This window comes from Spiroplasma endosymbiont of Ammophila pubescens (assembly GCF_964020965.1).
Taxonomy (GTDB): domain Bacteria; phylum Bacillota_I; class Bacilli_A; order Mycoplasmatales; family Mycoplasmataceae; genus Spiroplasma.
On the sequence record NZ_OZ026611.1, the window covers coordinates 1,101,917 to 1,115,150 of the forward strand.

Genomic DNA, 13,234 nt, shown 5'->3' on the forward strand with positions numbered 1-13,234 from the left:
AAATAATTATGTTGGCGAAATAAGGATTTATGTAAATTATTTTTTTATGGTAACTTAATTAATAAAAAGAAAAGATAAGAGATAACCTAAAGGGGAGAGATAGTAGTGTAATTATAAATCCTTTATATAATTATTCTGTTTACTTTAGAGATTTAGGAAAAATATTTTTCCTTACCCATAGTATACTATTAATATTAAAATAATACAATATTTTTTTTATTTTTTAATAAAATAAAATATTTTTCCAAAATAAAAATATGAACTTTGCTAGCATTTTTCCATAATGGTTATTCCCCTGGCATCGTAATTGATTTTATCATATATCAATTTTGCGTGAAATTAAGCGTTTTAAAACTATTGATGAATATAGTGCTTATAAGTCAGATAAAATGTATTATGAGAAAAGAAAAAAGAATAATAAAAGATATAAGTTTACAGAAGTTTGGTATTAAATTTCCTGTTTGTGTTAAAACATTGTATAAATGAATTTATTTGGGTTTTTATGGTTTTTTAAAACAGAATTTACGTCATCGTGGTAAAAAATATAAAACAAAAGGAAAATTTGATAATCGTGATATCTGAACCCTTTTTTTCACCTTAATTTTATAGTATAATAAATAGGTAAAAAAAGTATGGGGGTTTTAATAATGGAAAATAATAAAAAAGTAATTGATTATTGAGATGATTATGACCCAAATGATTTTGATCCAGCAAAACGACCAACTTCAATTTTGCAAGATAAAACAATATTAAATAATAATCAAAATTATGTTGATAAAATTACTAGATTAACAAATTAATTTTAGACATATTCATATTACAATAATAAATTTAATGTTAAACAAAATAATGTTCAAAATGATGTTTTTGATCACAATGATAATTATGATGAATTAGATTATTCTGAATTTCAACCAATAGAAGGGGCAGAAATTAATCAAGCAACAGAATTAACTGATCTAGATGAGTTAAATTTAAATAATAAGAATCGATTTGTTCCATTTAATGAAAATGATATGGTTACTCCAGCACTTGAGTTAATCAAATTTATGATCGTTGGCAAAAATCAAAAGCTAATTTAATTACGCGTAAATTAGATGTTCTACGAAATCGAGTTCAAGAACCACGAATTGAAGGACGCCGAAAATTTAGAAGAATTATTAAGTAAACCAGCTCAAGTTGTATTAGATGCGACTCCATGTGTTGGCGGCGATGAGGTTTATCCTGACCAAAAATATTTTAATAATCCAGTTTTACCTTTAAAAGTATGAGCAATATCTTAAAAAATGCTAAAATAAATATTGATGCAAGTAAAAAAGAAGCAATCTTTATTAATGATGAGGATGTGTTAGATCCCAATAATTTAAATTATGAACAACGTTTGCGTTTATTAAAATTAGCAGCTGACCCCAATAATGAAGAACGAAAAAAATTGTTACAAATGAAATTAAATAATGGTAGTTTACTATCCTTATCAGCAATAGTTAAAGAACGATTACAAAAAGTTAAAACTAGGGAAATTGAATTAATTGAGGAAACAACTCTTACAAAAGATAACAATTAGAGTAAAAGGAAAAGAAAAAAATATTTTTTTAGCACAATAACCTATTAATGTTTACACTTTCAAGTTATAATATAAGGAGTATCAGTTTATTTTATTATTTAATAGTAGAGGATGATTACGATGATATTAGGAAATAGTGAAATAGCCTTTATTTTAATTGGATTTTTTATTGCGATTAATATTATTATATTAATTTTTTTAATTCTATCTTACCGAAATATTTTAGTTCTGATTCCAAATTTAAATAATACTCCAAGTCAATCAATGATTTCATTAGAAGTAATTGATCGCTATTTAACGAAAAAGAAAATTACTGGTTTAAAAGTTGTTCGTAAACCGGGCCAAGTTTTAATTACACATTCTTATAAAAAGAAAACATTTTATATTAATGATTTACAATTATTTAATCAGTCTTATTTTTTATCAGGGATGGGATTAGATTATGTTTTAGGGCGAACATTTTTTGCAACCCAATTATATTTAAAAAATAAACATGTTCAAATAATGCATTTTTTATTATATTTGGCTCCACCATTATTATTGTTATTCTTTCTTATCGTTTCATTATTTACAATTATTTTTATTGCTATTCTAAAAACTAATCCCGCCTTGTTAGACCATAATAATTTCTTTTACTTTATTAATCGCTATGGAGTCTTAAATTTATTATTAATTTTTATTATTGCAGCATATTTAATTTTATTAAGTTTTAATGGACATTTTAAGCAAAATTTAGAAAATTGATATGAAACAGAAATGCGACCATTTGTTAAAAAACAGTTTCCGGAGTTATATGATGATTGAATTATTGCTCGTAGTTATTCACGGAGTATTCAGTTTACATATATTTTTGGTTATAATTTTATTTTTAAAAAAATTTATAAATATACAGGACCCTTTGGCCTTTAGTAAAATAGAGGAGAGAAAGAATGAAAGTTATTTTTCATATTGATATGAATAGTTTTTTTTGCTAGTTGTCATCAAGTTGCTAATCCCCACTTTCAAGGAAAACCACTTGTTGTTGCTAATTCTTCACGGCGAGCAGTTGTAACAACAGCGAATTATGAAGCACGACAATTAGGCATTAATAGTCCAATGCCGTTATATAAGGCAAAAGAAATTTGTCAGGACCTTGAAATTGTTAAGCAAGATTTTGTTTTATACGTTGATTTTGCGCAAAAATTATTTGATTTTATTAGTATGCATTAGCATAGTTTGCTGATCTTACAACATTAGAAACCATTTTAGGCAAACCAGCACATGCTTTTGTTGAGCGGGCTAATGAAACAACTTTTGAATATGACTTAATTGATTATGAAAATAAGAATAAAATTTATTTATTAGCAAAACATGTTAGTCAACGAGCAGAAAAACGAACAATGGTTGGCAATGTCATTTATGTTACATTTAAAAATGCTAATCGAAAACGTTTTACAAGACAACAAACAATTAAAAAGTATACTAACTTCCTAGATGATATTTATTCAGTGGCAATTATATTATTTGATCAATTTTAATCAGGTCAGCCAATTCGGTTAATTGGTGTTGGTTTACGAGGAATTATTAGTAAATATGATTTAAGAGAACAAGTTTCATTTGAAACATTAGAAACCTTACAACCAGATACTGCAACAAATAAATTAATTAAGGAAATTAATAAAAAATACTGCCAAGATGTGTTTTAACTGGTCAAAAATTAGAAGAAATAAAATACTTATTACATAGCCAAACGAAATATATTCAATCAGATCAACGTATTTTAGATGAAACAAAATTAAATTAAAAGAAAAGGGAAAGTAAATCTTTTTTTATTCTCCCCTTTTCTTTTTATTATTTTTTTCTTTTGCGATTGCTTTAACAACAGCTTTTTCAATTAAAGCTTCAATTTCTGTTGCAGTTAAGATAATAGTTGGTTCAACTGGTTTATGACTTATTTTTTCCTTAGTAGTAGCTTTTTGTTTCTTTGTTTGTGCTGAATTAGGTTTATTATTGGTTGACTTTTTTTGTTTCGATGCGTTTAAAACGGTTTTTTTTTCTTGGTTAGTTTGCATTTCAACATCTAATTGATCTAAGTCATTATTATCAAAATCACTAATTGTTTCTAGCGGGTCTTCTTCAGATGAACTTTTAATGCGTTCAATGCCACCTCGATAAGCATAATCGATTATTTCTTGCAAGCCAGGATCTTTTTTACTAGTACGAGTAGGGGAAAATAAATTATTATTATCGCTTTCACCTACTTCTTGTTGGTTGGTAACTGCAGCACGTAAACGAGCCATTTTTGCTTTAATATCATTTTCATCAACACCAATCGCTTTTTCATCTTCATTTGGAATTCCTAATTTGTGTTTAATGTTTTCATTATTTTTTTTAGCATTTTCTAAAATATATTGAATTGTTCCCTTTTCAACTACTGTTGGTTTAATGGGTTCATTACTAGTTGTAGTTGGATTTAGCATTCGATTCATTTTTGCTTTAATCTTATTTTCAGTTGCTCTTGAAATAGCTTTATTACTATTTTCTGAACATTCATGAATTTTAAAATGAATTGGACAAAATGTTGGTACTCCCATTCTAACTCCCCGCTTCTCTTTAATATCTATATATAATTATAACTTAAATTGAGGTAAATGTGTATTAGATTAAATTTAATCCTTTTTTATGTAACAGCATTTTTATAGTATAATGATAAAAAATAAATTAGAAAGTGGTTGTAATTAATGAACATTTTTATTTTTCATCGTGATTTTAAAATTGAAGATAATCTTGGTCTTGCTCAGTTGGCTAATGAAGAAGATAAAATTTATTTATTATTTATTTTTACAAAAGAACAAATAAAAGCAAATAATTATTTTTCACCTCGTAGTTTTCAAGCAATGGTTCACTTTTTAGAAAATTAACATGAACCTTTTTCCTTAATTGTTTTAAACAATGAAAATGAACAAACCGGAATTAAATTTTTATTAGACCAAGGTTATAAAATTAATAAAATATATACAAATCGTGATTATATACCATATTTGCTCTTAACCGAAGTAAAGCAATGCGTCAGTTATCAAAAGAATATAATTTTATTTATCGTGAATTTGATGATTATGTATTAATAGAACCATGAACAATAAAAACTACTCAAAATGGATATTATACTGTTTTTACACCATTTTGAAATAAATTAAAAGAACATTTTAACGTTAATAAGATTGTTCTTTATAAGGTTAAATCATTTTCGCCTCAACAATTAAAAAATCTTGAGATTTTACAAGACATTACAAATGTTAAATCTAGTGATTTTAATTTACCATTAGTATCTGAAAAAGTTAAAACAACAATTTTTCAGTTAGATCAAAACTATCATCAAACTCGTGATTTTGTTGATTTAGAAACTAGTACAGCAAAAATTAGTACTGCTTTAAAATTTGGCATTATTTCAATTCGGCAATGTTATCTTTGAAGCATTGAAAAATTTGGTGTTTTTGATAACGCTTTTGCGCGCCAATTAGCATGGCAAGTAACTTATAATGCGCAATTACATCAACAATGATCTTTTAGTGAAAATTGAAATAAAAAAATAACAATTGACTGGACAAATAATCTAGAATGATTACAAAAGTGGCAAAATGGTGAAACTGGTTATGATTTTATTGATGCTGGAATGAAGGAGTTAAAAGAAACAGGGTTATTACATAATCGAGCAAGAATGGTTTGTGCTTCGTTTTTAGTTAAGAATTTAAAAATTGATTGACGTAAAGGCGAACAATATTTTACTCAACAGTTAATAGATTATGACCCTATAATATATTAAGAAATATCAAAAAGTTAAAGTATGTGTACAAGTTTTAGCAAATGAACCTAGTTTATTAACAGTAAATATAATTAATTATGCACTTATCTTAAATTTAAAGGAGCAAAATAACCATGAATAATACCTATCCATCTTTACCAAACTTAAATGATATTAATAGTGTTTTAAAATTTTATAATTATGATTGAACAATTAATTTAGCAAATATTATTGCTCGCCATCAAATGCGATTAGTAAATGGTAAAGATATTTTATTTAAGTCGCATCGTAAAGACATTTTAGAAAAATTAAATTGATGATATGAAAATTATAAAATAAAAGAAAAATTAGATAAAAACGAATTAACAGCAAGTTTAATGGGTAAAACTATCTTTGGTTTATTAGAAACATCAGACGGTAATATTGATTTATGAATTAACCCTTTTAACTTTACATCTCGTGTAAGTAAAATAAATGAAATTGAACAAGGTGCTGATATTTGATTAAATTATCCATCAATCAGATAGTGGTTTTATTTTAAATTTAATTTGTACCAAAGATAAAATAATTATTAAAGGTTGACCTAAAAATAATGAAGTAGTTGTTGGTCAAAGTAAAAGTAGATGGTCAATTATCCCAATCTTTACAAGTAGTACAAGGGACACCAACCCTAGAAACATATACACAAGACCAAAAAGCAATTATTGAACAAGTATAGCAGGACAAGCGTTATATAATTTAACTCATCGTGTAGTATGACAAGATGATTATTCATTGTCAAATGGTGGGACAACTCAAACAATGGGATTAACAAGAATTCCAGTTCCTATTGATAAAAGATTTAATTTAAAATTAATGAATGAAGCATTTGATTTGGCATTAATAGAACAAAATATTAAAAATGGTGTTATTGCTGATGCTATTTCTAGTGTAATACAGAATAAATTTGTTAATTTAGAATGTGAATTAATTCAGGCTATTTATGATTATTGTTTAGCAGATGGTCAATATGAAGTAATTCCATTTCGTAGTTATACAGCCGAAAATGCAGATGATGCAAATAAAGCATTCTTTAAATTAAATGAAACTTTGATTGAATTAACAAATCAAATTAGTAATTTATATTTTGGTTTACCAACAGATAAAATGTTTATGGTTTTAGGTCGAAGATCATATTTAGGATTAACACCTGCTTATTTAAAAGTAATTGGTTCACAAGCACAATTAAAAGCGATGGTAAATGGTGAATTATATGAAAATACAGCAATGGGTATTCCAGTATCAAAAAGTTTTCATTTAGAAAAAACATATACAAAAGGACAAGTTAACCGTGATAAAGGTTATAATTTTACTAATGTAAATGGTTTAATTATTAATAAACAAGTATGAGCTTATCCAATTAATATGGATACTGTTCAACAAGTTTTAGATAATGATACTGCTAACCCTAAATGAATTGGTAAAGTTCAATATGCAACACCAACTATTTTATATCCAAAAACATGTAAAATTATTTTGGAAAAACAACCAAGCCAAGATGAAATTACTGCCGCTAAAAGTAATCTAAATAAAACTTTTAGAGTTCCAGTTGATTATCTAATTTCAGCATCAAAACCAGAATCAAAACCAAATAATCAAGGTTAATATAAAATGAATTTACTAATATTACGCGTTTTAACTTTATTAGTATCTAATTTAAAAAATAAACCTTTAATAAGTAAATTTGTAAATTTAATTAATAGAGCTAATCAAGTTAAAAATAAAATATTAAAGCCAATTAATTATATTAGTGATAAATATAATAAAATTACAAATAAAGTTGAAGATATTTATCAGTGATTAAATCCATTTACTTATTTAGATTTAATTAAAAAAGGTCATAAAAAAGAAATACAACAAATATTAAGTCAATTAGAAAAAGATAATAATATTAAAAATAGAAAACAATTTAAAAATGAAAATTATTTAAATACTAATTGACAACCTTTAAATAGTAGTTGACTTGATAGTGGTATGTTTAATATTACAAATAAGTTAACTTTAACAGGTAATTTAACTATTTTAATATATACAAAAACAGCAAAACATCCGAAATTTTATGGTCCATATGTTTATCCTAGTGTTCCAGTTGAAATTTGAAAATTATTAAGTAATGCTGTATCTAATGCAGGAACTTTATTTTGGCGTTATTGATTAAGAAAATGATTACCTAGTCATTTAAGAAATTATATTAAAAAACGATTACCACAAGCATTAAAAGAAAAATACCCAAAAGGAACTACTAAATTAACATTACCAATAGTTCAAAAATTAAATCAAATTAAAAAGTTTATTAATAATTTAAAAATTGGACATTTTAATTTTAATTTTGCTGGTGAAATTAATAATAAAAAATGGTATCGTGAACGCCGAAGTGATGTTAAAAATATTAAGAATTTATATAAAACACCAGTTAAAAATATGTTTTACAAAATTAATCAAACTATTAAAACAATTAAGAAAACAAGAACAAGAATTAATAGTTATAAGCCAAGTAATTTAAAAAATAAATATCGTAATCAATTAAGAGGTGTTTTATATGGAAAATAATTTAAGTAATTTGTTATTTATAACAGTTGAAGATGTTAAAGAAAGTAAACTTTGACAACCTATTAATTATAGAAAACAATCTGCTTATAATGATAATTTAATTTATAATGCTATTTTAAAAACTAGTTTATGAATGGATAGATTATCAGGTGGGACAATTTCCGATAAAATTAATAAAAAAGATTTATTTCCATGAGTAAAAAAAGATAATACTGGTTTAATTGAATATTATAAATGATTAAATTATATTCAATCTGCTTGTTTATTAGCAGTTATAAATTGATATTTACCAAAAGGAGTAAATGATTTAACTGGTAGTGCATCATTTTCACAAAGTGGAGTTGATTATTCACAAACTAATGACCCTGAGGCAAATGAAAATATTACTCGTGATGTTAAAAATGCTTTAAAATTAGCAGGTGAAATTATTGATATTATATCTAGTAAAACAGTATCTAGACCTTATAATTATAGTTTAGATAATTATTCTCATCCATGAGAAGAAGAATATAAACATATTAATAAAAAAACTTTTTATCCAACATTATTATTTTGATTAAAAGAACGATTACAAACAGATAATTCAATAAATATTTTTTATCCAACTATTAATGATTTTTCTAAAATTGATTATAACGAATATATTAAAATTATTGTTCCATTTGATAATGATACTATTTATGAAGAAAATGGTGTTTGAAAAGCAAAACAAAGTGGTGAAATTCCATCGGATGTTATTAAAGATAGTGATTTTAATAAAAATTATATTGAAAAAGTTGATGGTAAATATATTGTAAAAACATCACAAGATATTAATCTTAAACAAGATAAATTAGTAAGTGGCACAAATATTAAAACTATTAATGGTAATTTATTATTAGGTAGTGGTGATATATCTATTAGTGGTGCCAATGATTGAGAATTAATTAATTATCCAGATGCAAACGAAAAATTAACATTTAAATTCCAAATTATGATTTAACAAAATATTACTATAAAATATCAATTTCAATAACAGACTATTCATCTGCTAATAAATTTGTAACATATTATTTTGAAACAATATCACAAAAATCAATTTTTACATTTTTAGCAGATAATTCATATCAAAGAATAATGATTAAGCAAGATGGCTCAATTTCAAATGACACAAATAATATTGTTATTAAAGATTTAACAATTAAAAGAAAATTAATAAATAATAGCGAATTAATGGCAGATGAACCACATTTTATTTATAAGCGTGATATGGATATTGATTTACCCAAGTATCAAGAAGAAACATCGGACTCTTATGATATAGTGATAAGAAAAATAAATAGTGCAACAACTATTAATGAATTAAATTTATTTGAAAAACATCCAATATGAAGAATTATTTCAAATAATAGAAATGATATTAAAGAATTATTCAATAAAAAATGATTAGAATTAAATAAAAATGAATAAAAAATTAAATGAGGTAAATAATTATGAAACAAGATAAAACAACTTGATTAAAGGGTGTCTTACCTTGAAATTGATTTAAAAAAGACCCTATTCCGACTTATAATTGAACTCATAAAGATATTAGAGAATGAGAAAGGAAATATAAAATTCGTAGTTGAGTAGTTAGTTTTTATACATTGATATTTTTAGTATTAAATTGTTGATTAGAATATGACATGATTAATGCAATAAAAGATAATATTAATTGATATAATTATGGTCAATATTGAGGTAATGGAATTGCCATATTATTAACACCTTTATTTACACACGGAATTCAGGGTATATTTGTTGCTAGTAGTAAACCAAAAGTAGATATGAAAATTGATATTCCACGATTAAAAGTTTCTAAAACGGGATTAGTATTTACAATATTACCTTTAATTACTTTAATAATTTCTTTAATTATCATTTGAATTGATAAATCAAAATGAAAAAAATACCATTTACGACATTGTTTGGACTGCCGTATTAATCCGCGTGTCGTTCAACCACGAATAGCAAAACAATGAAATAATTTAGATGGCATAACAGAAGAAAAATTAAAAAATATACAAAATGAAAATATTAAAAAACAAAAACAAGAAGAAATTAAACAAGAATTAAATATAAACAATAATAATTAAATTTTATTAAAATAGACTATATATAGGGGCGGTTGATATTTTTGGGTGGTTATATAGTTTAATTTATAAATTATTTTGTTATGAAAGGATAGATGGCCACTGTTTGAGTAAGGATAAGAAAGGAATTAAATAAAATGAATGAAACATTAATGATTGCTTTACTTGTGTTAGCAGGTGCAGGCGGAATGGGTAGTCTTGGTATTCTTGGATTATCTGCTAAAAAAATTAAAAAATATAAAGCAGAAATTAGAGAATTAAGAACTGCTGTTATTGCCCACGAAAAACATTTACGAGGATCTGAATATGCAACAGAATTAGCATTAAAAACAGGTCAAATTAAAAATGTTAAAAAGCAAGTTAAAGTAAACAACAAAAAACAAGAACAAAAAGATGCTATTAGACAACTAACAAATAGTATTTAAAAAAAATAACAAATTAAGGTTATTTTTTTATTTTTCCTTTATTATGTTTTATATAAAAATTAATAAGATGTTCTATTCGTTGTGAATAAGTAAAGTCATTGAATTCATTTCAAACTTTTTCTTCATTTTCATTTAAGTAAACATTAACATTTCGAATTAATTTAGAATAATATTTTCTTGTTTTTTGATTAAATGAATGTTTCATAATATTAGCTTTCATAATTAGCAATAATAATAGCATCTCGTAAATGATTACTTATATTTTCATTATTATATTTTCAACCTTTACCATATTGATAAATTAAATTAGCATCTTTTTCAAATTTTCATATACAACTATCATTATATTTGCTCAAATTTTCCATATTTTTAAGAACTGATTTAGTATGGCGTGGTGATACTCAATTGATATTTAATAATTTTTCTGTTTTATATTTAATTGCCCCTATAAGTTTTAATAAATCATCTCTATCTTTACTCGCATTAGCAGATGTATATAAACAATCTTCAATATTAATAATTGCTTCTGCTCTTAACTCATCTAAAATAATATTGGTTTGTACAATTCAATCACGATTTGTATATTCATATTTATCAATTAATTTATTATCTTCAAAAAAAGCAATAGCCGTAGTGCCAGTTCCGGATGGGTCAATACCTATTTTTATCATTATCTTAAAAATCTTTCTTTAAATTGATAATAAAATTCTTCGCTTTGTTTTCTAATCAGAACTGGTGATAATTTTTCAACATTTAATTCTTCTTTTAATCAATTTTTACCTTTTGAAATAATATCTTGTTATATTTTTGTATTTGTAATAAAATTTTTAATATTATTAAAATGCTGTTCACTCATTCAATTTGGATTTGAATTGTTAATAATTTCTGTTTGTTCTTTTTCTTGCTTAGAATTAATTTTACTTATTTCACTATTATCGGGGTCTAATTCTTCGGTTGGTAAACCTAATAATTTACTTAAAACATATTTAACTCCATAAGTTAATGCTGACCCAATACTTTTAGCGGGGTCAGTATTTTTACCCGTAAAAGGTCAATAAGTTTTAATTTCTTCTGTTTCTTTACATAAAGTTAATTCCATTTCAAAATATGGTATATCATTAATTATTTTTAAAGTATCTTTTACATAACTTCAAATATATGTAATATGATGCTTTTTAAATTCTTTTTTAACTAATTCTAATACTTGTGCTTCACCAAAATAGTTATAAATTGTTCTACCATTCATTTCCATTGTTTGGTTTTTTTCTAAATATAATGATAAATCGTGTTGTATTTCACCAATACTTGCTATTAATGTTTTTTTAGTTTCTTGTTGCATTTTCTCATTCCTCTCTTTCTTGTCATATTAAAATTGCTTCTTTAATTTGTTCTAAATTTTGTTTAGTAATATCAACTTTTTCTTTAATTACTATTTTTAATTTTGGATTTATAATTATCATTAATATTTTTTTATTATCTATACAAAAGTCTTTTTCTAATAAATAATAAAGTTTTAATTGTCAAATATAGCGTTCAATATCTGTTTTCTCATTAGAACTATTAATTTTTCAATCACATATTATATATTCATTATCAGTTGTTATTCCAATAAAATCAGTTGTCCCACACATTAAAGGACTATAAAGTGTTTTTTCAGTTTCATAATATTTAAATTTAATATCTTTAAAAGTTTCTTGATATAGTTTTGTAAAATTTTTAAATAATTCACGATGTGATTTTATTTCACAATTAATAAATTGAATTAATTCATCATCAAAATTATTTTTTATTCAAACATCAATCATATTATGTAAACATATTCCACGATTTTGTGCTAATTTTAAAATATTCTCATCAATTTGTGAAAAATATTTTGGCACTAAAATATTAACAATTTTACTTACACTAGGTATTAAAATACTATACTTATGTAATTCATCATTAAAAATATATAAAGGTTTTAAATCTAATCTCATAAAATTGTTTCATCATTACCAATATTTTGATTATCATTATTAAATAATTCTTTTGTCTCAGATGAATTAAATTCTATTTTTTCTTGTGGTTTATCAGATTTTTTTAAATCATTATTTGTATGTAAAAATTCATAATTAGATACTTGAACTATTCAATGTATTTTATTATCCTTATCTTTAAAAGATTGTAAAACACCAGTAATTGCTATTTGACTATCTTTTTGACAATATTTTTGTAAAGTAATTGCTTGTTTATTTCAAACTTGACAAGGTATAAAATCAGTTTCTTTTTGTTTTGAATATGGACGTGCTATTGTTAAATTAAAAATTGCATATTCTTTCCCATTTTGAGTTTTCTTAATTTCAATATCTTTTGTTGTTCTTTAAATAAGTCTTCTTCGGTATAAACTTTTCCATCTTCATCTTTATACATATTATTCACATCCTTGTCATTTAATATTTTCATTTTCTAAATCAATAATTGTTGTTAATCATTCATTTTCATTTTCAACACTAGCAGTAAGTTTTGCTTCTTTTAATGTATAAAACGATTTAGTTAGAACTTCATTTTCATATTTCATTACTAATAAGTATTTTTTTTTCCATAATTATTCCTCCTAATGTTGTTTACCTAATGTTCAATGTTCATCAGTCATATTTTTAAATGAAACTAAATAACTTTTACGCATTAATTCATTTAATTTATTTTCTTGATTGCATTCTTTATGAAAACAATAACCTCAATATCTTTGTTTAAAACAAGTTTTATTTAACTTTTTCATAAAAAC

23 protein-coding genes and 1 pseudogene are annotated in these 13,234 nt (G+C 24.1%); 16 read left to right on the forward strand and 8 right to left on the reverse strand.

The features are described from left to right. Positions 1-323 precede the first annotated feature (323 nt). The 7 genes and pseudogenes from ABNT63_RS07075 to ABNT63_RS07105 all read left to right on the forward strand — a co-directional run. A pseudogene (locus ABNT63_RS07075) lies at positions 324-591 on the forward strand (IS30 family transposase); the annotation flags it as partial. Between the two features lie 56 nt (positions 592-647). Then, positions 648-800, forward strand: a complete 153-nt coding sequence (locus ABNT63_RS07080; RefSeq protein WP_348735091.1) for a hypothetical protein — start codon at positions 648-650, stop codon at positions 798-800. A 330-nt stretch (positions 801-1,130) separates the two neighbouring features. Continuing rightward, positions 1,131-1,283, forward strand: coding sequence for a hypothetical protein (locus ABNT63_RS07085; RefSeq protein ID WP_348735092.1), 153 nt, complete (start codon positions 1,131-1,133; stop codon positions 1,281-1,283). Then, on the forward strand, positions 1,268-1,564 hold the full coding sequence (locus ABNT63_RS07090) for a hypothetical protein (protein WP_348735093.1): 297 nt from the start codon (positions 1,268-1,270) through the stop codon (positions 1,562-1,564). The genes ABNT63_RS07085 and ABNT63_RS07090 overlap by 16 nt, the downstream gene beginning before the upstream one ends. A 120-nt stretch (positions 1,565-1,684) precedes the next feature. Beyond that, positions 1,685-2,473, forward strand: coding sequence for a hypothetical protein (locus ABNT63_RS07095; protein WP_348735094.1), 789 nt, complete (start codon positions 1,685-1,687; stop codon positions 2,471-2,473). 39 nt (positions 2,474-2,512) lie between these two features. Beyond that, positions 2,513-2,773, forward strand: coding sequence for a DNA repair protein (locus ABNT63_RS07100; RefSeq protein WP_348735095.1), 261 nt, complete (start codon positions 2,513-2,515; stop codon positions 2,771-2,773). 131 nt (positions 2,774-2,904) lie between these two features. Beyond that, positions 2,905-3,081, forward strand: a complete 177-nt coding sequence (locus ABNT63_RS07105; RefSeq protein WP_348737166.1) for a hypothetical protein — start codon at positions 2,905-2,907, stop codon at positions 3,079-3,081. Between the two features lie 291 nt (positions 3,082-3,372). Here ABNT63_RS07105 and ABNT63_RS07110 read toward each other — a convergent pair whose 3' ends face one another. Continuing rightward, positions 3,373-4,137 (reverse strand): hypothetical protein, encoded by a 765-nt coding sequence (locus tag ABNT63_RS07110; protein ID WP_348735096.1) that lies wholly within the window; start codon positions 4,135-4,137, stop codon positions 3,373-3,375. A gap of 147 nt (positions 4,138-4,284) precedes the next feature. Between ABNT63_RS07110 and ABNT63_RS07115 the strand changes: the two genes are divergently transcribed. From ABNT63_RS07115 to ABNT63_RS07155, 9 genes are all read left to right on the forward strand, one after another. Next, positions 4,285-4,464 carry a hypothetical protein gene (locus ABNT63_RS07115; protein ID WP_348735097.1) on the forward strand — a complete coding sequence of 60 codons (180 nt, stop codon included), beginning with the start codon at positions 4,285-4,287 and terminating at the stop codon, positions 4,462-4,464. A gap of 143 nt (positions 4,465-4,607) precedes the next feature. Further along, positions 4,608-5,366 carry an FAD-binding domain-containing protein gene (locus ABNT63_RS07120; protein ID WP_348735098.1) on the forward strand — a complete coding sequence of 253 codons (759 nt, stop codon included), beginning with the start codon at positions 4,608-4,610 and terminating at the stop codon, positions 5,364-5,366. Between the two features lie 113 nt (positions 5,367-5,479). Further along, positions 5,480-5,872 carry a hypothetical protein gene (locus ABNT63_RS07125; protein ID WP_348735099.1) on the forward strand — a complete coding sequence of 131 codons (393 nt, stop codon included), beginning with the start codon at positions 5,480-5,482 and terminating at the stop codon, positions 5,870-5,872. A gap of 247 nt (positions 5,873-6,119) precedes the next feature. After that, on the forward strand, positions 6,120-6,989 hold the full coding sequence (locus ABNT63_RS07130) for a hypothetical protein (RefSeq protein WP_348735100.1): 870 nt from the start codon (positions 6,120-6,122) through the stop codon (positions 6,987-6,989). Between the two features lie 6 nt (positions 6,990-6,995). Then, entirely contained in the window at positions 6,996-7,934 is a 939-nt protein-coding gene (locus ABNT63_RS07135) for a hypothetical protein (RefSeq protein ID WP_348735101.1), read from the forward strand. Next, positions 7,924-8,916 (forward strand): hypothetical protein, encoded by a 993-nt coding sequence (locus ABNT63_RS07140; protein ID WP_348735102.1) that lies wholly within the window; start codon positions 7,924-7,926, stop codon positions 8,914-8,916. The genes ABNT63_RS07135 and ABNT63_RS07140 overlap by 11 nt, the downstream gene beginning before the upstream one ends. Positions 8,917-9,050: 134 nt before the next feature. Then, a complete protein-coding gene (locus ABNT63_RS07145; RefSeq protein ID WP_348735103.1) occupies positions 9,051-9,383 on the forward strand; it encodes a hypothetical protein in 333 nt (110 codons plus the stop codon). A 23-nt stretch (positions 9,384-9,406) separates the two neighbouring features. Then, a complete protein-coding gene (locus tag ABNT63_RS07150) occupies positions 9,407-10,048 on the forward strand; it encodes a hypothetical protein (RefSeq protein ID WP_348735104.1) in 642 nt (213 codons plus the stop codon). Between the two features lie 134 nt (positions 10,049-10,182). Then, positions 10,183-10,470 (forward strand): hypothetical protein, encoded by a 288-nt coding sequence (locus tag ABNT63_RS07155; RefSeq protein WP_348734964.1) that lies wholly within the window; start codon positions 10,183-10,185, stop codon positions 10,468-10,470. A 19-nt stretch (positions 10,471-10,489) separates the two neighbouring features. On the opposite strand, the gene ABNT63_RS07160 is transcribed toward ABNT63_RS07155, so the two are convergent. From ABNT63_RS07160 to ABNT63_RS07185, 7 genes are all read right to left on the reverse strand, one after another. Beyond that, positions 10,490-10,675, reverse strand: coding sequence for a hypothetical protein (locus ABNT63_RS07160; protein ID WP_348734963.1), 186 nt, complete (start codon positions 10,673-10,675; stop codon positions 10,490-10,492). Positions 10,676-10,679: 4 nt separating this feature from the next. Continuing rightward, the gene (locus ABNT63_RS07165) at positions 10,680-11,141 is read right to left on the reverse strand and encodes a hypothetical protein (RefSeq protein WP_348735105.1); all 462 of its coding nucleotides are present in this window, start codon (positions 11,139-11,141) and stop codon (positions 10,680-10,682) included. Positions 11,142-11,269: 128 nt separating this feature from the next. Continuing rightward, a complete protein-coding gene (locus ABNT63_RS07170; protein WP_348735106.1) occupies positions 11,270-11,809 on the reverse strand; it encodes an ERF family protein in 540 nt (179 codons plus the stop codon). Continuing rightward, positions 11,793-12,446 carry a hypothetical protein gene (locus ABNT63_RS07175; protein WP_348735107.1) on the reverse strand — a complete coding sequence of 218 codons (654 nt, stop codon included), beginning with the start codon at positions 12,444-12,446 and terminating at the stop codon, positions 11,793-11,795. Before ABNT63_RS07175 ends, ABNT63_RS07170 begins: the two co-directional genes overlap by 17 nt. Beyond that, a complete protein-coding gene (locus ABNT63_RS11385; protein WP_431607837.1) occupies positions 12,437-12,814 on the reverse strand; it encodes a single-stranded DNA-binding protein in 378 nt (125 codons plus the stop codon). Before ABNT63_RS11385 ends, ABNT63_RS07175 begins: the two co-directional genes overlap by 10 nt. 66 nt (positions 12,815-12,880) lie before the next feature. Continuing rightward, on the reverse strand, positions 12,881-13,027 hold the full coding sequence (locus ABNT63_RS07180) for a hypothetical protein (protein WP_348735108.1): 147 nt from the start codon (positions 13,025-13,027) through the stop codon (positions 12,881-12,883). A gap of 36 nt (positions 13,028-13,063) precedes the next feature. After that, a complete protein-coding gene (locus ABNT63_RS07185; RefSeq protein ID WP_348735109.1) occupies positions 13,064-13,228 on the reverse strand; it encodes a hypothetical protein in 165 nt (54 codons plus the stop codon). Positions 13,229-13,234: the final 6 nt, after the last annotated feature.